We start from the raw sequence: 16,904 nt of genomic DNA on the forward strand, positions 1-16,904 counted from the left end.
CTAGGAAATCTAGAAGCGCTGCCAGTCGTCGTAGCCGTCGTAGTCCTTGTACGGGCCACCGGGCGAGTTCTTCACGATCACCGGATCACCAGGGTGGGACTGGTTGAAGTACCAGGTGGCGTTGTCGGTGCTCAGGTTGATGCAGCCGTGGCTCACATCGCGCTTACCCTGATCGCCCACCGACCATGGGGCCGCATGGACGAAGATGCCGGAGTTGGACAACCGGGTAGCCCAGAACACGTCGAGCTTGTAGCCCTCAGGCGAGGTCGTCGGCACCCCGTACGTTGACGAGTCCATCACCATCTTCTGGAACTTCTCGCTGACGTAATAGGTGCCGTTCTTCGTCTCGTGCTTCTTGTCGTGCTTACCCATTGACATGGGCATGGTGCGTTCCACAACCCCGTTGCGGGTCACCGTCATCGTGAAGGTGGCATCGTCGACTGTCGACACGAAGGCGTCACCGACCTTGAAGCTCCACTTGGTTCCGCCGGCATTCACGTTCACATCGGTGTTCGCGGGCCAGAACTGGGTGGGCTTCCAGCGCAGCTGCTGATCGGTGTACCAGTAGAAATATCCCGGCGCGGGCTTGGACGTGGTGATCTTCACGGCGGCCTCAGCGGCCTTCTTGTCCGTCACCGGAGCCGCGAAGACAATCGTCACCGGCTGAGCCACACCAACGACATCGCCATTGTTGGGCGAGTTCTTCAACAGGCCCACCGGCAGCGGCGGCACATCGCCCGTCGGGGGCGCCCCGGGAGGCGGCGTGGTCGGCGCCGGAGCCGGCGGAATCTCGCCGGGAGGCGGCGCGTCAGGTGGGGTGGCGGCGGCAGCTCCCCACGGCAGCGGCGGGGCGGCGGCAGCTCGAACGGCGGCGGCGGGGCGGTTCTTGAATACCCGGATCGCCGGGGTCACCCGGCTCTGCGAAGGCAGGAACCACGCCAGCACCCAGCAGTCCTGCAACACAGATACCGCTGATGAGGGCGCGCCGGGACCAACGAGTTAAGACAAGCATGCTCACTCCTGTAGACGCGACACATCCAGTGTGTCATAGGGTTCGTCGCCACCAGGCAACACGATGTTTCACCGGCTCAAGAAAATACGTCTTGACCAGGCCTTATCGCCGTTGATTAGAAAAGGTCACATTCATAACCCCGTGGGGGTACCTGATGTGACTCAGCGCGCTGGGCGACCGTCGCGGAAGCCCAGCTCACCTAGCCAGCTAAGTACTCCGACAGGCTACCGGCTCAACGCGCGGGCGATGAGCATCAGCTGCACCTCGCTCGTGCCCTCGCCGATCTCGAGGATCTTGCTGTCGCGATACTGACGAGCGACCGGTGACTCGTTCATGAATCCCGCTCCCCCGAAGATCTGGGTGGCATCCCGCGCGTTGTCCATCGCCGCCTCGCTGGCCACCAGCTTGGCAATCGAAGCCTCGGTCTTGAACGGCTTTCCGGCCAGCAGCAGGGCGGCAGCGTGGTAGTAGGCCAGCCGGGCCGTGTGCGCGCGCGCCTGCATCCGGGCGATCTTGAACGACACCGACTGATAGTCGATGATCGCGCTACCGAAGGCCGGACGGCTGCTGGCGTACCGCAGGCTTTCGTCGACGCATCCCTGTGCGGCACCGGTTGCCAATGCCGCGATGGCGATTCGCCCCTCATCGAGGATCCGCAAGAATCCGGCGTAACCGCGGCCACGCTCACCCAGCAGATTCTCGTAGGGCACCCGCACATCGTCGAAGCTCAGCGGATGAGTGTCCGAGGCATTCCAACCGACCTTGTCGTACCCGGGCTCGACGGTGAATCCCGGTGCACCTGAAGGTACGTGAATGACCGAGATCTCTGGCGATCCGTCCGCCGAACGTCCGGTCACTGCCGCAACACCCACCACCGCGGTGATATCGGTTCCGGAATTGGTGATGAATGCCTTGGAGCCGTTGATGACCCAGCTGCCGTCATCCTCGACGGCCCGGGTACGAATCGACCCGGGGATGTCGGTGCCACCACCGGGTTCGGTCAAGCCGAAGGCGGCCAAGGATTTTCCGGAGGCAAGCGCCGGAAGCCAGCGCTGCTTCTGCTCCTCGTTCCCGAATCGGTAGATAGGCATGGCACCCAGGGACACGGCAGCCTCGAGGGTGATGGCCACGCTCTGGTCCACCCGGGCCAGTTCTTCCAGCGTCAGGCACAGCGCGAAGTAGTCACCACCCATTCCGCCGTACTCCTCGGGGAAGGGCAGACCGAACAGCCCCATCTCACCCATCTGCGCCACCACCGCATAAGGAAAGGTCTTGGTGGCGTCATGATGGGCGGCCACCGGCGCGACCACCGAATTCGCAAATTCTTCAACGGTTTTACGTAGCGACTCGTACTCGTCGGGCAGTTCCGCGGTGCTGAATGTCATGCCTTCCCCTCCTCGGGGTTGATAACGGGGTGGATGGTAGCCAGGAGTTGGTCGACGGCCACTTGGTCGCCGACGGCCACCGCGACGGTCACGGTTCCGGTGATCGGGGCGCGCAGGGTGTGTTCCATCTTCATGGCCTCGACCACCACCACCGGGGCGTCGCGCTCGACAACGGCACCCGTGTTCACCGACACCACCCGCACGAGCCCGGGCATCGAGCTCCGGATCTCGCCGTCCTCGTCTTCACCGTCGTGGTGCCGCAACCGGGGTTCCGGCGCGATATCGGCGTGCCAGGTTCCTTCTTCGGTGGCGATCCACGCCGCGCTGCCGGCCTGTGCGGCGTTCGCGCGGTACAGCTGGCCGGCGAATTCGACACTCACCTGCCCCGGGGCGCGATGCGCCCGGGCAGAAGTGCGCTCGCCGTCTCCGATGCTGACCTCGGCCACCGGGTCACCCCAGAGCTGGACCAGTTCGATGGTCTCTCCGATGCGCAGCCGGTACGAACGCGGCGCGTGTTCCCCAATACGCCACCCGGACTTGCTGTTCCACAATGTTCCGGATTCCGACTCGCCGTCCAGCAGGGCCGCCGCAGCCACCCACACCCAATGCGGAACGACGGGCGGACGATATTCGGACGCGATCTTGTCGAGCAGCGCCGTGTCGATGTCTCCGGATATCACGACGGGATTCGTGACCAGCGCGCGCAAGAAGTCGATATTGGTACCCACACCGAGTACCTGGGTGTGGGCAAGGGCCCGGTCGGCGTCGGCCAGTGCGGTGGCGCGGTCGTGCGCGTGCACAATGACCTTGGCCAGCATCGGGTCGAACCGCGAACCCACCACCGAACCAGTCGACAATGCCGTGTCCGTGCGCGCACTACTCGAAAAACGCGCCAGCGCAACCGTTCCTCCGGTCGGAAGGAACTCACGGGCCGGGTCTTCGGCGTACACCCGCGCTTCTATCGCATGGCCGCTGAGCGAGATCTGTTCTTGCGTCAACGGGAGGCGTTCACCGGCCGCGACCAGGATCTGCCACTGCACCAGGTCGATCCCCGTCACCATCTCGGTGACCGGATGCTCCACCTGAAGCCGCGTGTTCATCTCCATGAAGTAGTAGGACTCGGGAGCATCGCTGTCCAGAATGAACTCGACGGTTCCGGCGCCGAAATATCCAACGCTGCGCGCGATCTGGCATGCGGTCTCGCCCATCGCAGCCCGCAGCTGCGCGGTCAACAGTGGTGAGGGTGCTTCTTCGATCACCTTCTGGTGCCGCCGCTGCAGACTGCACTCACGCTCGCCCAGGTGCACCACATTGCCGTGGGTATCACCGAAGACCTGAACCTCAATATGCCTGGGGCGGGCCAGATAACGCTCGACGAGCAAGGTGTTGTCGCCGAAGATCGCGGTGGCCTCGCGCCGGGATGCGATCAGCGCGTCGGGCATCTGCTTCAGATCGTGCACCACGCGCATGCCCTTGCCACCGCCGCCAGCGGACGGCTTGATGATCAGCGGGGTCCCGATTTTCTCGGCGGTGACAACCAGCTCTTCATCCGAGAGTGCACCGACGCTGCCCGGCACAACCGGCTCGCCGGCCGCGGCAACGGTGTCCTTGGCTCTGATCTTGTCGCCCATGGCGTCCATCGCTTCGGCGGGCGGCCCGACGAAGACGATGCCCGCCGACTGACACGCGCGAACAAAATCGGCGTTCTCCGAGACAAATCCGTATCCGGGATGGACAGCGTCGGCGCCGGCCTGTTTGGCGGCGCTGATGATCGCGTCGATGTCGAGGTAGCCCGCGGATTCCGCGCCGAGGTACACCGCGGTGTCGCAGGCACCGAGATGATCGGTGTCCCCGTCGGTGTAGACGGCGATCGATCGAATCCCCATGGTCCGCAACGTGGATGCGATGCGTACCGCGATCTCACCGCGGTTGGCGATAAGCACTGAACGAATCACTGGCCGCACCTTCTGTTTTTCGTGTAAACGGCTCCCGCAAGCGGGTGGGGGCACCTCCCGCTCGCGGGGGAGTACCCCCACATCACTGTCACATCCGGAAGACGCCGTAGGAAACGGGTTCAAGTGGTGCGTTGGCGCAGATTCCGAGCGCCAGCCCGAGCACTGTGCGCGTGTCGGCAGGGTCGATCACGCCGTCGTCCCACAGCCGCGCTGTCGAGTAGTACGGATTACCTTGCCGTTCATACTGTTCGCGTATGGGCGCCTTGAACGCTTCCTGCTCGTCCTCGGTGAACTCCTTGCCCGACGCCGCGCTTTGATCGGCGCGCACCGTCGCAAGCACCGAGGCGGCCTGCTCACCGCCCATCACCGAGATGCGTGCATTTGGCCACATCCACAGGAACCGCGGCGAGTACGCGCGCCCGCACATCGAGTAGTTGCCGGCCCCGTAGGAGCCACCGATGACCACCGTCAGCTTGGGCACGCGCGCACACGCGACGGCGGTGACCATCTTCGCCCCGTGCTTGGCGATGCCGGCGGCCTCGTAATCGCGGCCCACCATGAATCCGGAGATGTTCTGCAGAAACACCAGCGGTATGCGTCGCTGATCGCACAGTTCGATGAAATGCGCAGCCTTCATGGCACTTTCGGCGAACAGCACCCCGTTGTTCGCGATGATTCCGACCGGGTGTCCGTGCAGCCGTGCGGTTCCCGTCACGAGCGATTTTCCGTACTCCGCCTTGAACTCGGTGAAGGTGCCGCCGTCCACGAGCCGCACAATCACCTCGTGGACGTCGTAGGGGATGCGCGGATCGGTGGGCACCACGTCGTACAGGGTGCCCGGATCGCGCTCTGGGGCAATTGTTTCGGTGATCGGCCAGGGCGCCTCGACCTTGGGCGCTAGCGTCGACACGATGCGGCGCACGATCCGCAATGCATCCTTGTCATCGGCTGCCAGATGATCGGTCACACCCGAGGTACGCGAATGCAGGTCGCCGCCGCCGAGCTCCTCGGCGGTCACCACCTCACCCGTGGCGGCCTTCACCAGCGGCGGGCCACCCAAGAAGATCGTGCCCTGCTTGCGCACGATGACGGCTTCGTCGCTCATCGCCGGCACGTACGCGCCACCGGCGGTGCAACTACCCAGCACCGCCGCGATCTGCGGAACTCCCTTGGCGCTCATGGTGGCCTGGTTGTAGAAGATCCTGCCGAAGTGCTCGCGATCCGGGAACACCTCGTCTTGCTTGGGCAGGAAGGCGCCACCGGAGTCCACCAGGTAGATACAGGGGAGCCGGTTCTGCAGTGCGATTTCCTGGGCGCGCAGATGCTTCTTGACCGTCATCGGGTAGTACGTGCCGCCCTTGACCGTCGCATCGTTGGCGGCAATCACGCATTCGCGCCCCGAGACGCGGCCGATGCCGGCGATCATGCTGGCTCCGGGCGCATCGTCGTCGTACATGCCGTTCGCCGCCAGTGGTGATAGCTCCAGGAACGGGCTGCCCGGGTCGAGCAGCGCCTCGACGCGGTCGCGCGGCAGGAGCTTGCCGCGGTCCACATGCCGCTGCCGGGACTGTTCACTGCCGCCGAGCGCGGCGCGTGCGAGCCGCTCCCGCAGCTCGCCGACCAGTCGGGCATGCTCGGCCCTGTTCTGCTCACCAACCAGAGTCATACCCAGCTCCGAAGTCTGAAGTTTCAGTTAATGAGGATTAACTTGAATTAAGATAATCTCCATTAACTGATTTGTCTAGAGCGCGCCGCCGAGGAGGTGTGATGACCAACCTGGTACCCGAGTCGGAAACCCCGAACAAACGCGAACGTGCCAAAGCCGATCGCCGGGATCAGCTGCTGCAGGCCGCGGCCCGGCTGGTGGCCATGCGCGGATATGCGCGGGTGCGCCTGGAAGATCTCGGCTCGGCCGTGGGGATTAGCGGCCCGGCGATATACCGGCACTTCCCCAACAAGGAAGCCCTGCTGGTGGACCTGCTCACCGACGTGAGCCGCCGGCTTCTCGCCGGGGGAACCGACGTCGTCGAGGCGGCAGCCGGAGCGTCAGAGGCACTCTCGGGTCTCATCGATTTCCACCTCGACTTCGCGCTCAACGAGAGCGATCTGATCCGGGTGCAGGACCGCGATCTTGACTCGCTACCGGAAAACGCGCGGCGTCAGGTGCGCCAATATCAGCGCCGGTACGTGGAAGCCTGGGTCCAGGTGCTCTGCCAGATCGATGGCGAGCTCGACGAGTCGGATGCGCGCATCAAGGCGCATGCCGCATTCGGCCTGATGAACTCCACGCCCTACAGCGCCGGTCGATCAGCGCCCACTCAGACGCGAGCGGTGCTGCGGCAGATGGTGGTTGCCGCGCTCGGCTCCTAGCTGCGAACCAGCCGGGCAATCGCCGCGGAGGCCTCGGCCAGTTTCTCGTCGGCGTCGGCGCCGCCAGAGGCAACGGCATTGGAGACGCAGTGACCGAGGTGCTCGTCGAGGAGCCCAAGCGCGACCGAGCGCAGCGCGCTCTGCGCGGCGCTGATCTGGGTCAGCACGTCGATGCAGTACTTGTCCTCGTCGATCATCTTGGCGATGCCACGCACCTGCCCCTCGATACGCAGGAGCCGCTTGGCGTAGTCATCCTTTTTCAGCGAGTAACCGTGTGGAGTCGAAGTCTTGGTGCTCATGTCCATTTATCCCTTGAGGAGGCCTTGCATCGTGTCGATCTCAGGCTGCTGATTATCGATGATCTTTTGCGCCAACTGCTTTGCCGAAGGGTACTGGCCTCCGGAGAGTTCCGCATTCGACATGGCGACGGCACCCTGATGGTGAGCGATCATCGACTGCAGCCACAGCTGGTCGAAAACCTCGCCGTTGAGGGTCTTCATCCGGTCCAATACCGGCGTGTCCACCATGCCAGGCATGTGTCCGGCGGGGTCATGCCCCTCCGGCATGAGCGGCTGACCCCAGCTGGTGAGCCACTCGGTGAAGGTGTCGATCTCGGGCTGCTGTGCCGTCTGAATGTTGTTCGCGAGCTCCAGTACCGCCGGGTTGGCGGTGCGCCCCTCGGTCAACTTCGACATCTCGACGGCCTGCTGGTGATGCATGATCATCTGTTGGGCAAACGTCACATCAGCGTCGTTGTGATCGGACGGAGCCGTCGCGGGGTTGGTATCGAGCGTCGTCGTCATGCCCGGCATGCCGGAATGACCTGAATGCTCGGACTTCGTCTCATCACCCTTTTTGTCCGAGCTACACGCCGACAGAATCAGCACCGCAGCAGCAGCGCCGGCGAGGATCGCAGTCCGAGTTCGGTTTCGCATGCCACTATCGTAGCTCAGATACCCCCGTAGGGTACGAGATCGCGAGAGGGTATACCCCTCGCGGGTACAACGCGCTAAACGACGGACTCCTCCAGCTGGGTCAGCGCCTCCTCTAGATGGGTCAAAATCCGCTGCAGATGCGGCACGCTGGTGCGGCACCCGGTCAATCCGAAGTGCATCGCCGACCCGCTGCTGGTGCACGTGATGTTCAACGCCACTCCGTCGATCGGAATCGACGCCGGGTAGCACCCGTCCATCTCGAACCCGTTCCAGAACATATCGGTGCGGGGGCCCGGGACATTAGAAATGATCACGTTGAATGCGGGAGCCGCCCGGTCCACCAAACCCGGGACGGCGCCGCTCAGCGCAGGAGCTCCATTGAGCGCGCCAACCAGCATCCGCTGCATGGGTGTCATCTCCGAGAGCACCGACTTGGCGGCCTGCACCGAGTCGCGGATCGCACTGAACCGCTCCAGCGGATCGGGCTTGTCGGTCGCCAGGTTGGCCAGCAGCGCGGTGATCGAGTTCCCCGCGTTCTGGTCCCCCTCGGCCCGGATCGACACCGGGCACATCGCGATGAGCGGCTTGTCGGGTAGCGCGTTCTGCTCCTCCAGATACGTGCGCAACGCACCGGCGCACATGGCCAGCACCACATCGTTGACGGTTCCCCCCAGGGCTTTGCCCGCCTCCTTGATCCGTGTCATCGACCAGGTTTGCGCCGCGAAGCGCCGGGCGCCTCCGATCGAGACATTCAGCATGGTGTGCGGGGCCGACAACGGCCTGACGAGCTGTGGGTCCGACAGCGCGTGGCGTCCGTACTTGAGCAGACCGGGCGGAATCGACACAACCTGCCGCACGGCGCCGGCGGCTCCCTTGACGAGGTCCAGCGCCGAGGTGTTGGTGGTGCTCACGATGCTGCTCTTCGCGCGCCGCTTGGCCGGGGCCCACACGGCCTGGCAGTCACGCGCATCGGGATCATCGGAGAGCGAGCGCATCATCATGCGCAAGGCACCGACACCGTCGATGACGGCGTGGTGCATCTTCGTGTAGACAGCCAGACGCCCGTCCGAAAGCCCTTCCACCACATGCATTTCCCATAGCGGCCGGTGCCGGTCCAGCGGGGAGCTGTGCCACCGTGAGGTGACGGTCAGCAGTTCACGCACCCGTGCCGGGCGCGGCAGCGCCGAACGGCGCACGTGGTACTCCCAGTCGATCTCGTCGTCGATGATCCAGGTGAGGTTGCCCATCACCGCCAGCGGCTGCCCGGGTCGTTTGCGGAAGTCCGACGACACCTCGGTGGTGGACATCAGCTGTTCGTAGAACACCTCGGCATAATCCGGGCCTGCATCAACGGGCGGTTTGAACAGCTGTAGGCCGCCGACGTGGAAGGGATGTTCCCGCGTCTCCCCGATGAGAAACATCGAGTCGCTGACCGGCATGAATGGCATGGCGGTCATGCTGCCACTTTGCTCGGCTTCCGGAGGCGGAATCCGCAGCGATGAGCTGCTGGCGCGAAGAGCGAATCCCCTTTGACCGGCTAAGTAGCCGCCGGGGATACTTAGGCGCATGTCAGCCCACGACGCACCTGATATCAAGCCGCGTAGTCGCGACGTCACCGATGGTCTGGAGAAGACTGCCGCCCGCGGGATGCTGCGCGCCGTAGGCATGGGCGACGACGACTGGGTGAAGCCACAGATTGGCGTCGGTTCGTCGTGGAACGAGATCACCCCGTGCAACATGTCGCTGCAGCGCCTGGCCCAGTCGGTCAAGGAGGGTGTGCACGCGGCCGGAGGTTATCCGCTGGAGTTCGGCACCATCTCGGTGTCCGACGGCATCTCGATGGGCCACGAGGGCATGCACTTCTCGCTGGTGTCCCGCGAGGTCATCGCCGACAGTGTCGAGACCGTGATGCAGGCGGAGCGGCTGGACGGCTCCGTGCTGCTGGCCGGATGCGACAAGTCCATCCCCGGGATGCTCATGGCCGCGGCGCGTCTGGACCTGGCCTCGGTGTTCTTCTACAACGGTTCGATCATGCCCGGCAAGGCCAAGCTGACCGACGGCACCGAAAAGGAAGTCACCATCATCGACGCCTTCGAGGCGGTCGGTGCGTGCGCACGCGGTCTGATGTCGCGTGAGGACGTCGACATCATCGAACGCGCCATCTGTCCGGGCGAAGGAGCCTGTGGCGGTATGTACACCGCCAACACCATGGCCAGCGCCGCCGAGGCACTCGGCATGTCGTTGCCGGGCAGTGCTTCTCCCGTCGCCATCGACAAGCGTCGCGAGGAGTACGCACGCAAGTCCGGGGAGGCCGTCGTCGAGATGTTGCGCCGCGGGATAACCGCGCGCGACATCCTCACCAAGGAGGCCTTCGAGAACGCCATCGCCGTGGTGATGGCGTTCGGCGGGTCCACCAATGCGGTTTTGCACCTGCTGGCCATCGCCCGTGAGGCAGAGGTGCCGCTGTCCCTGGATGACTTCACCCGCATCGGCCACAAGGTTCCGCACCTGGCCGACGTGAAGCCCTTCGGCCGTCACGTGATGAAGGACGTCGACGAGATCGGTGGCGTGCCCGTGGTGATGCGCGCGCTCCTGGACGCGGGCCTGCTGCACGGCGACTGCCTGACGGTCACCGGCAAGACCATGGCCGAGAATCTCGCACACATCGCGCCGCCGGACCCGGATGGCAAGGTGTTGCGCGCCATGAACAACCCGATCCACCCGACAGGTGGCATCACCATCCTGCACGGCACACTGGCGCCGGAGGGCGCCGTGGTCAAGTCGGCGGGTTTCGAGTCCGATGTTTTCGAGGGCACTGCAAGGGTTTTCGAGCGGGAGCGGGCAGCACTCGACGCCTTGGAGGATGGCACCATCACGCACGGCGACGTCGTCGTCATCCGCTACGAGGGCCCCAAGGGCGGGCCCGGTATGCGCGAGATGCTGGCCATCACCGGTGCGATCAAGGGTGCCGGCCTCGGCAAGGACGTGCTGCTGATGACGGACGGCCGATTCTCCGGCGGTACCACCGGTCTGTGCGTCGGGCATATCGCGCCTGAGGCCGTCGACGGTGGCCCCATCGCATTCGTCAAGGACGGTGACCGTATCCGCCTCGACGTTGCCAACGGAAAGCTGGATCTCCTGGTCGACGAGTCCGAAATTGCCTCGCGCCGTGAGGGATTCGAACCGCTGCCGCCGCGGTACAAGACCGGGGTGCTGGCCAAGTACACCAAGCTGGTGCAGTCGGCTGCTGTCGGAGCGGTCTGCGGCTAAGCCTTCCGGCCTCTCTTGAGCGCGGGATGGCTACGCGCCACCATCCGGGTGAGTAATCCGCGCGGAAGCAGATGGTTGGCGGCTGCGCCGATGCGGTTGGCCAGACCGGGCACGATCACCGTCTTGCCCGCTGTCAATCCATCGACCGCCGTCCTGGCAACGGTCGCCGCGTCCACCCACATGACCTTGGGCATCGCGGCTTCGGCGTCCTCGTCGGAGATTCCCACCGCCGCACCGAATCCCGTCTTCACCGGACCCGGACACAGCGTGGCGGCGCGGACGCCTGTCCCGCGCAGCTCTTCATTCAGCGCGTGGGTGTAGGAGACCACGAATGCCTTCGCGGCCCCATAGGCGGCTTGCCCGGGCAGCGGGCCGAAGGCGCCGACCGAGCCGAGGTTGAGCACGACCCCTCTGCCGCGTGCCACCATCTGCGGCACAAAGCGCGAGCAGAGATCCACCACCGCACTGACGTCCACCTCCACCAGGTTGAGCTCGGCGGCGGGGTCGGATTCGGCCACGGGCCCCGCCGTACTCAGCCCGGCATTGTTGACCAGCACGTCAACCGCGAGTCCAAGCCGCGCCACGCGCTGAGGCAATTGACCGCGCTCCTGGGCATTCGAAAGATCAACGGGCAGTACGTGAGCAGACTGTCCCAGGCTCTCGGCCAGCCCACGTAGCCGATCGGCACGCCGCGCCACCAGCACCACGGGATAACCACGCCGGGCGAATTCTCGTGCGAGTTCTTCGCCAATGCCCGATGAGGCTCCGGTGATCAAGACTGCGGCGTCGGCGCGCGGGGAGGGAAGCACCTACTGAGCCTATGTCGCTGGCGATGCGGCGACATCAGAAATCTTCGGCGCTACGGGAGGCGTGCGGGATCTCGGTAACGCTGCACGTTCCGAGCGATTTCCCCGGGTTCTGGCAGTGGCTCCTCGCTATCGAGGTAGACACCGCCCGCACGCAAGCTGTCCTCCACGATGAGCCAGATGCGCCGAACCAGGCTCTCGATCAACCGTTCTTGTGAGGTCTGCCCTGGCTGGTCCAACCAGTAACTCACCGAGGTCTCGGCCATCCCGACAATGCCCATCGCCAGCAGCTCGGCATCGGTGTCAACCCCGAACGCTTCGAGGTACACCGCAAATACCCGCGAAAGATGCAGTCCTGCAGACATTTTGATATCGGCAATGGCATCGGGCGCATCCGAGCCCTCCGAAAGTGAGCATCGCGCAAGATACCGATACAGGTTGCGGTGCCCAACCAGGAAACGGACGTACGCACCGATACCTGCCTCGATGATCTGTGCCATCGAGCCGAGCGGCTGCCATACGGGTGCAAGCTCAGCGATGATCATGTCGCCGGCCCGCCGAGCCACGGCGCGCTGTAAGTCCGCGGCGCCGTCGAAGTGCCGGTAGAGCTTTGTTCGGGTGACCCCCACATAGACCGCGATCTGCTCCGTGGACGTCTGCGGACCGTGCTCGGCAATGGCGGCAAGGGCGGCCTCGACGAACTCGGCCCGGCGCCGTTCGCGCTGGCCATCCCACCTGCCAGCTGGGAGTTCTTGGCTGTCGGGCTGCACGAAGCTCACTCTAGCAATGGGGTGGTACGTCACGTACCATGTGACCCACCGAACACATCACCACCCGACTTCGATTAGAGCGCGAGCTGACATCCATGACCGACGTACAGATCGAATCCCCCGTCGACCAAGCCCTGCAGGACTTGACCGAAGGCGAAAAGGCCTGGGCCAAAACCTCGTTGGCAGATCGTTTGCGCTTGTTGGCGGACACCCGCCAGCGCGTGATCGACAATGCGCACCAGTGGGTGCAGGCGGCGGCATTCCAGATCAAGAAGCTCGACCCGGAATCTCCCCTGGTCGGCGAGGAATGGATCTCGGGCCCGTACGCCGTGGCGGGGGCCATCGCTTCCCTGATCGCCAGCCTGGAGCAGCTCCAAGCTGGGCAAAGCCCGCTTCAAGGCGCCGAATTCGGTGTCACTCCCGGCGGTCGTACGACGGTTTCGGTGTTGCCGCTCAACATCTTCGACAAGCTGCTGCTGTCCGGGTTCAGCGCTGAGCTGTGGTTGCAGCCCGGCGTGGATAAGGCCGAGGCGTTGCGCACAGCCGGCCTGGCGCAGCGTGACCCCAGCCGCACCCAAGGTGTCGGCGCGGTGCTCGGCGCAGGCAACATAACCTCGATCGCGCCCCTGGACACCCTGTACGAACTTTTCGCGAATAACCGCGTGGTGGCCCTCAAGCTCAACCCCATCACCGATCCACTGCTGCCGGTGTTCACCCAGGTGCTGCAGCCCTTCATCGCGATCGGCGCGGTACGCATCCTGACCGGCGGCGCCGATGTCGGCACCTATCTGGTGCACCATCAGCTGGTCGATCACGTCCATATGACCGGCAGCTCGGTCACCCACGACGCGATCGTGTTCGGCACCGGCGAGGAAGGCGCGCAGCGCAAGGCCGCCAACCAGCCGGTCCTGGACAAGGCCATCACCAGCGAACTCGGCGGGGTTTCGCCGACCATCGTGGTACCCGGCCAGTGGAGCTCCTCCGATATCGAGTTCCAGACCCGGCACATCGCCACCCAGCGGTTACACAACAACGGCTACAACTGCATCGCCTCGCAGGTCGTGGTGCTCTCGAAGGCATGGCCGCAGCGCCAAGAGTTCCTCGCCGCGCTGCGCAAGGCCGTCGACGAGGCGCCGTCCCGTCCTGCCTACTACCCCGGTTCAGATGACCGGGTGGCCGGTGCGCAACAGTCCTACCCCGACGCCGAGCGCCTCGGACAGAACGGCGCGCGCGTGCTCGTGGTCGATCCGGAGGACCGCACGGCTCTGCTGCGTACCGAGTACTTCGGGCCCGTCCTGGGCGTCATCGAACTCGATGTCGCCAATGACCCGGACGGAGCCCTCTTCCTGCAGGAGGCCGCACGGGTGGCCAATGACGAGTTCGTCGGAACGCTCGGCGTGAACGTGCTCGCGCACCCCGACACCATCAAGGCGCTGGGATCGCATTTCGACACCTTGGTCGAAGACCTGCGGTACGGCACCGTCGCGATCAACGCCTGGACCGGGGTGGGATATCTGACCCCCTCCGCGACGTGGGGCGCATTCCCCGGCCACGTGCTCAACGACGTACAAAGCGGGATCGGCGTGGTACACAACGGCTTCCTGGTCGAGAAGCCGGAACGTACCGTGGTCCGCGGCCCCTTCCGGCCGTTCCCTCGGTCCTTTGCACATGGCGAATGGGCCCTGTCCCCGAAGCCACCGTGGTTCGTGAGCAATGCCACAGCGGCGGGCACCGGCGAACTGCTGGTGGACTTCGCCGGTAAGCCCAGCCTGCTGAAAGTGCCTCGGATCTTCATCTCCGCGCTACGCGGCTGAGGTCTTACGACGGCCACCTGACGGTGGTCGTCGGGGTGAATATCCTCGTGGGACTAATTCGCGGGGACTTAGGCGTAGGAAACCGCCATGGTGTGGGTGGTTTAGGCGGCACATAGGCGAAAATATCGATGAAGTACGCGATTCCGCCGACGAGGCTGACCAGACCACACACAAGCAAGATCAAATCCCACGGATCGAATGTCGCCGTGCCCGATTCCGCGGCCATGTACACGTACAACACCCGGATAAACACGATGATCAACGAAGCTCCGCCGATCACGGCGAAAATCGAGAAGCACGTGTACAGAAGGGCCTTGTGATGGGAGCCGCCTGCGTAAGCGACGGCGTTGCCCCAGCGACTGGCCATGAGCGTGCCCAAGCCGAGTATGGCCGGGACACTAACACCGACGACGATTTTCCCGAGCACATCGCGATAGTCGACAAGCGCCATTACCGACTCCTTCGGCCGCGACGACAGCGGGTTAGGTGTTAATACCACGCGATTCACGCCCGCGACTCAAAATCCAGGAAACGGGCGTACCCTCACGGAAGTGACTCTCTCCCAATCAGTGTGGACCGACACCGACCAGTACCTGGAGCGCACAGTCGCTACCGATGCCGCCGAGCTGGACCATATTCGGCAGGCACAAGACGACGGTGGCCTGCCGGATATCGCGGTATCGGCCACTCAGGGCAAATTCCTGTACCTGTTGGCGACGATCGCCAAGGCCAGCCGCGTGCTGGAGATCGGCACGCTCGGCGGGTACAGCACCGCGTGGCTGGCCAAGGCGGTCGGACCCGAGGGCGCCGTCGTGACGCTCGAGTACGAGCCCAAGCATGCCGCCGTGGCTCAGGCGAGCCTGGAGCGCGCCGGACTGGCCGAACAGGTCGAGATCTTGGTGGGTAGCGCCCTCGACAATCTTCCGTCGGTCCAGGGGCCGTTCGATCTGGTCTTCATCGACGCCGACAAGGCCAACAATCCCAACTACCTGGGCTGGGCATTACGACTGACCACGGCGGGGTCGGTCATCGTGGTAGACAACGTGATTCGCTGGATCTCCGAAGACGGACCGAACGCCGAGGGGACGCGGGACGCGCTGGAACTACTGGGGTCCAACCCACGCCTTGATGCCACCGCGCTGCAGACGGTGGGCGTCAAGGGCTGGGACGGGCTGGCGATCGCCGTCGTGCGTTAGCGCGCTCCCTCGCGGGCATAGACGGTGCGCAGAACGAACTCCACCTCCGGCCCCATGGCCAGCCCCGCCAGTTCCGGATAAAGGGCCACGAAATCGTGCCCGTGCGCCGGAGCGTCGTGCGGGCACAGGTGATGCGCCAGCTCATGCAGGATCACCAGTTCACGCATGGCCCAGGCGCTTCCGTTGCGATCGTCGGGAACGGCGATGGCCGCCCGGTCTCCATCACGCTCGTAATGGGCGGCCGTCGCTCCCCGCCGGGCACGCACCGTGACGGGTCCGGCAGACCATCTGGTCGCGACGAGGGCCAGCACGTCGTCGACGTAACGCTGCACCGATTCGACCGACGCGAACCGCGCTTCGGGCGGCAGGGTCAACCTGGTGCCGAAGAAATCGATATCCCGTTGGCTGTGGCTGGCCGCGCGCTCGAACATGGTGCGCACAAACTCTTCGGCCGCGTATACCTTGGCGCGCTGGGTGTCACGCGGATGAGCCGTCCGCGTGACGGCATCCGACTGAGGCCGTGACTGATCGCTCAGTTCTGCTCCAATGCGCCACGCGCACCTGCCAGTTCGGGACTGTTCCCAAGCCTCGCCCGGCGGCCCGCACGATCACCCGCACGCCGGGCGTGTGAGGAATAACCGGCCTGTGCGCTCACCGCACGCCACTGACCGCGGGCCGTCGAGGCACCCTTGTAGAAGTCTCGCAGCTCGATGTCTTTGTCACGCAATACCAGTTCGGTTCCCGTGCCCCGTTTCTCGGTCTTGACCGCCTCGGCGCGCGCCTCCTGCCGCGCGTCGGCCAGCCGCTGCCCCACCCGTGTACCGAAGGCCAGCTGGAAGTTCAGGCGGGCCGTGATCGTCGGCGTGGGCCGGTGCGCACCCGAACCGATGTACGTATCCGAGGCCCTGACCATCTGGACCACCAAACTGGCGTAGAGCGCGTGGACGGCGTCGATGTCCTCGGCGAAGCCATAGGCATATACGTACGTCGAGTTTGATGCGACATCACACGTGACGTCATTGGCGCCGGCGATCAACGCGAACAGGTTGACGTAGGTCCGCAGGCCACGGGTGCCCGCCTCACCGATGGTGATGGTGCGCTGGGTGGGCCGCGCCTGGGCGTCTCGTTTGGCCGAGTGCGCACGGGCGACCGCCAGGTCGATCGAGGTCGCGGTGGCAAGGCGCTGCGCCGCCGCCATGAAGGCCTCGGCTTCATGGGCGTTGTCCGTGCCCTCGGCCTGGCGGAGCAGTGCGGCGATCCGCGAGAGCTGCTTGTCCTCTGTCACGAAGGCCAGATTAGGCGAGCGCGGGGACATGCGACCGCGGCAAGCATCACCCCCACTTCTGACAACCTCTGTTGTCAAGTCGTTCGAGTTGTGTTTCGATAGCCGC

General features: G+C 64.8%; 16 protein-coding genes. 4 read left to right on the forward strand and 12 right to left on the reverse strand.

Annotation, left to right across the window (positions count from 1 at the left end; all coding sequences use genetic code 11):
* Positions 1-9: 9 nt before the first annotated feature.
* The 4 genes from HBA99_RS22930 to HBA99_RS22945 all read right to left on the reverse strand — a co-directional run bounded on the left by HBA99_RS22930 (position 10) and on the right by HBA99_RS22945 (position 6,018).
* Positions 10-789 carry a L,D-transpeptidase gene (locus tag HBA99_RS22930; protein WP_202692842.1) on the reverse strand — a complete coding sequence of 260 codons (780 nt, stop codon included), beginning with the start codon at positions 787-789 and terminating at the stop codon, positions 10-12.
* 447 nt (positions 790-1,236) lie between these two features.
* The gene (locus tag HBA99_RS22935) at positions 1,237-2,397 is read right to left on the reverse strand and encodes an acyl-CoA dehydrogenase family protein (RefSeq protein ID WP_070921197.1); all 1,161 of its coding nucleotides are present in this window, start codon (positions 2,395-2,397) and stop codon (positions 1,237-1,239) included.
* Entirely contained in the window at positions 2,394-4,352 is a 1,959-nt protein-coding gene (locus HBA99_RS22940) for an acetyl/propionyl/methylcrotonyl-CoA carboxylase subunit alpha (protein WP_064409896.1), read from the reverse strand. Before HBA99_RS22940 ends, HBA99_RS22935 begins: the two co-directional genes overlap by 4 nt.
* A gap of 88 nt (positions 4,353-4,440) precedes the next feature.
* Entirely contained in the window at positions 4,441-6,018 is a 1,578-nt protein-coding gene (locus tag HBA99_RS22945) for a carboxyl transferase domain-containing protein (protein ID WP_057967258.1), read from the reverse strand.
* Between the two features lie 101 nt (positions 6,019-6,119).
* On the opposite strand from HBA99_RS22945, the gene HBA99_RS22950 reads away from it, so the two are divergent.
* Positions 6,120-6,722 carry an SACE_7040 family transcriptional regulator gene (locus HBA99_RS22950; protein WP_057965514.1) on the forward strand — a complete coding sequence of 201 codons (603 nt, stop codon included), beginning with the start codon at positions 6,120-6,122 and terminating at the stop codon, positions 6,720-6,722.
* Here the strand turns inward: HBA99_RS22950 and ricR are convergent.
* The 3 genes from ricR to HBA99_RS22965 form a co-directional block, all read right to left on the reverse strand.
* On the reverse strand, positions 6,719-7,021 hold the full coding sequence (gene ricR, locus HBA99_RS22955; protein WP_030097375.1) for a copper-sensing transcriptional repressor RicR: 303 nt from the start codon (positions 7,019-7,021) through the stop codon (positions 6,719-6,721). The two genes, HBA99_RS22950 and ricR, sit on opposite strands and share 4 nt — an antisense overlap.
* A 6-nt stretch (positions 7,022-7,027) precedes the next feature.
* Positions 7,028-7,657 carry a DUF305 domain-containing protein gene (locus HBA99_RS22960; protein WP_030097376.1) on the reverse strand — a complete coding sequence of 210 codons (630 nt, stop codon included), beginning with the start codon at positions 7,655-7,657 and terminating at the stop codon, positions 7,028-7,030.
* 74 nt (positions 7,658-7,731) lie between these two features.
* Positions 7,732-9,114 (reverse strand): WS/DGAT/MGAT family O-acyltransferase, encoded by a 1,383-nt coding sequence (locus HBA99_RS22965; protein WP_078284797.1) that lies wholly within the window; start codon positions 9,112-9,114, stop codon positions 7,732-7,734.
* 109 nt (positions 9,115-9,223) lie between these two features.
* Between HBA99_RS22965 and ilvD the strand changes: the two genes are divergently transcribed.
* Positions 9,224-10,927 (forward strand): dihydroxy-acid dehydratase, encoded by a 1,704-nt coding sequence (gene ilvD, locus HBA99_RS22970; protein WP_070927807.1) that lies wholly within the window; start codon positions 9,224-9,226, stop codon positions 10,925-10,927.
* Here the strand turns inward: ilvD and HBA99_RS22975 are convergent.
* Together HBA99_RS22975 and HBA99_RS22980 are read right to left on the reverse strand one after the other, a co-directional pair.
* Positions 10,924-11,736 (reverse strand): SDR family NAD(P)-dependent oxidoreductase, encoded by an 813-nt coding sequence (locus tag HBA99_RS22975; RefSeq protein WP_070951886.1) that lies wholly within the window; start codon positions 11,734-11,736, stop codon positions 10,924-10,926. The two genes, ilvD and HBA99_RS22975, sit on opposite strands and share 4 nt — an antisense overlap.
* Positions 11,737-11,786: 50 nt before the next feature.
* A complete protein-coding gene (locus HBA99_RS22980) occupies positions 11,787-12,512 on the reverse strand; it encodes a TetR/AcrR family transcriptional regulator (RefSeq protein WP_109365485.1) in 726 nt (241 codons plus the stop codon).
* An 86-nt stretch (positions 12,513-12,598) separates the two neighbouring features.
* On the opposite strand from HBA99_RS22980, the gene HBA99_RS22985 reads away from it, so the two are divergent.
* Positions 12,599-14,317 (forward strand): aldehyde dehydrogenase family protein, encoded by a 1,719-nt coding sequence (locus HBA99_RS22985; RefSeq protein ID WP_057965518.1) that lies wholly within the window; start codon positions 12,599-12,601, stop codon positions 14,315-14,317.
* A gap of 4 nt (positions 14,318-14,321) precedes the next feature.
* Here the strand turns inward: HBA99_RS22985 and HBA99_RS22990 are convergent, their stop codons facing one another.
* Positions 14,322-14,768, reverse strand: coding sequence for a hypothetical protein (locus HBA99_RS22990; RefSeq protein ID WP_057965519.1), 447 nt, complete (start codon positions 14,766-14,768; stop codon positions 14,322-14,324).
* A 100-nt stretch (positions 14,769-14,868) separates the two neighbouring features.
* Here HBA99_RS22990 and HBA99_RS22995 point away from each other — a divergent pair, with 100 nt between their 5' ends.
* A complete protein-coding gene (locus HBA99_RS22995; RefSeq protein ID WP_030097383.1) occupies positions 14,869-15,513 on the forward strand; it encodes an O-methyltransferase in 645 nt (214 codons plus the stop codon).
* Here the strand turns inward: HBA99_RS22995 and HBA99_RS23000 are convergent.
* A complete protein-coding gene (locus tag HBA99_RS23000; protein ID WP_075908922.1) occupies positions 15,510-16,049 on the reverse strand; it encodes a TIGR04338 family metallohydrolase in 540 nt (179 codons plus the stop codon). The genes HBA99_RS22995 and HBA99_RS23000 overlap by 4 nt on opposite strands.
* Positions 16,046-16,798: a DUF2786 domain-containing protein gene (locus tag HBA99_RS23005; RefSeq protein ID WP_030097385.1), complete on the reverse strand. Its 753-nt coding sequence runs from the start codon at positions 16,796-16,798 to the stop codon at positions 16,046-16,048. Before HBA99_RS23005 ends, HBA99_RS23000 begins: the two co-directional genes overlap by 4 nt.
* Positions 16,799-16,904 lie beyond the last annotated feature (106 nt).

Origin of the sequence: Mycobacteroides chelonae (genome assembly GCF_016767715.1) — a bacterium.
Taxonomy (GTDB): domain Bacteria; phylum Actinomycetota; class Actinomycetes; order Mycobacteriales; family Mycobacteriaceae; genus Mycobacterium; species Mycobacterium gwanakae.

Bases quoted from the DNA above. Each gene is read 5' to 3' on its own strand.
- HBA99_RS22965 (WP_078284797.1), bottom strand. From the start codon at position 9,114: ATGACCGCCATGCCATTCATGCCGGTCAGCGACTCGATGTTTCTCATC.
- HBA99_RS22990 (WP_057965519.1), bottom strand. From the start codon at position 14,768: ATGGCGCTTGTCGACTATCGCGATGTGCTCGGGAAAATCGTCGTCGGT.
- ricR (WP_030097375.1), bottom strand. From the start codon at position 7,021: ATGAGCACCAAGACTTCGACTCCACACGGTTACTCGCTGAAAAAGGAT.
- HBA99_RS22985 (WP_057965518.1), top strand. From the start codon at position 12,599: ATGACCGACGTACAGATCGAATCCCCCGTCGACCAAGCCCTGCAGGAC.
- HBA99_RS22950 (WP_057965514.1), top strand. From the start codon at position 6,120: ATGACCAACCTGGTACCCGAGTCGGAAACCCCGAACAAACGCGAACGT.
- HBA99_RS22960 (WP_030097376.1), bottom strand. From the start codon at position 7,657: ATGCGAAACCGAACTCGGACTGCGATCCTCGCCGGCGCTGCTGCTGCG.
- ilvD (WP_070927807.1), top strand. From the start codon at position 9,224: ATGTCAGCCCACGACGCACCTGATATCAAGCCGCGTAGTCGCGACGTC.
- HBA99_RS22945 (WP_057967258.1), bottom strand. From the start codon at position 6,018: ATGACTCTGGTTGGTGAGCAGAACAGGGCCGAGCATGCCCGACTGGTC.
- HBA99_RS22935 (WP_070921197.1), bottom strand. From the start codon at position 2,397: ATGACATTCAGCACCGCGGAACTGCCCGACGAGTACGAGTCGCTACGT.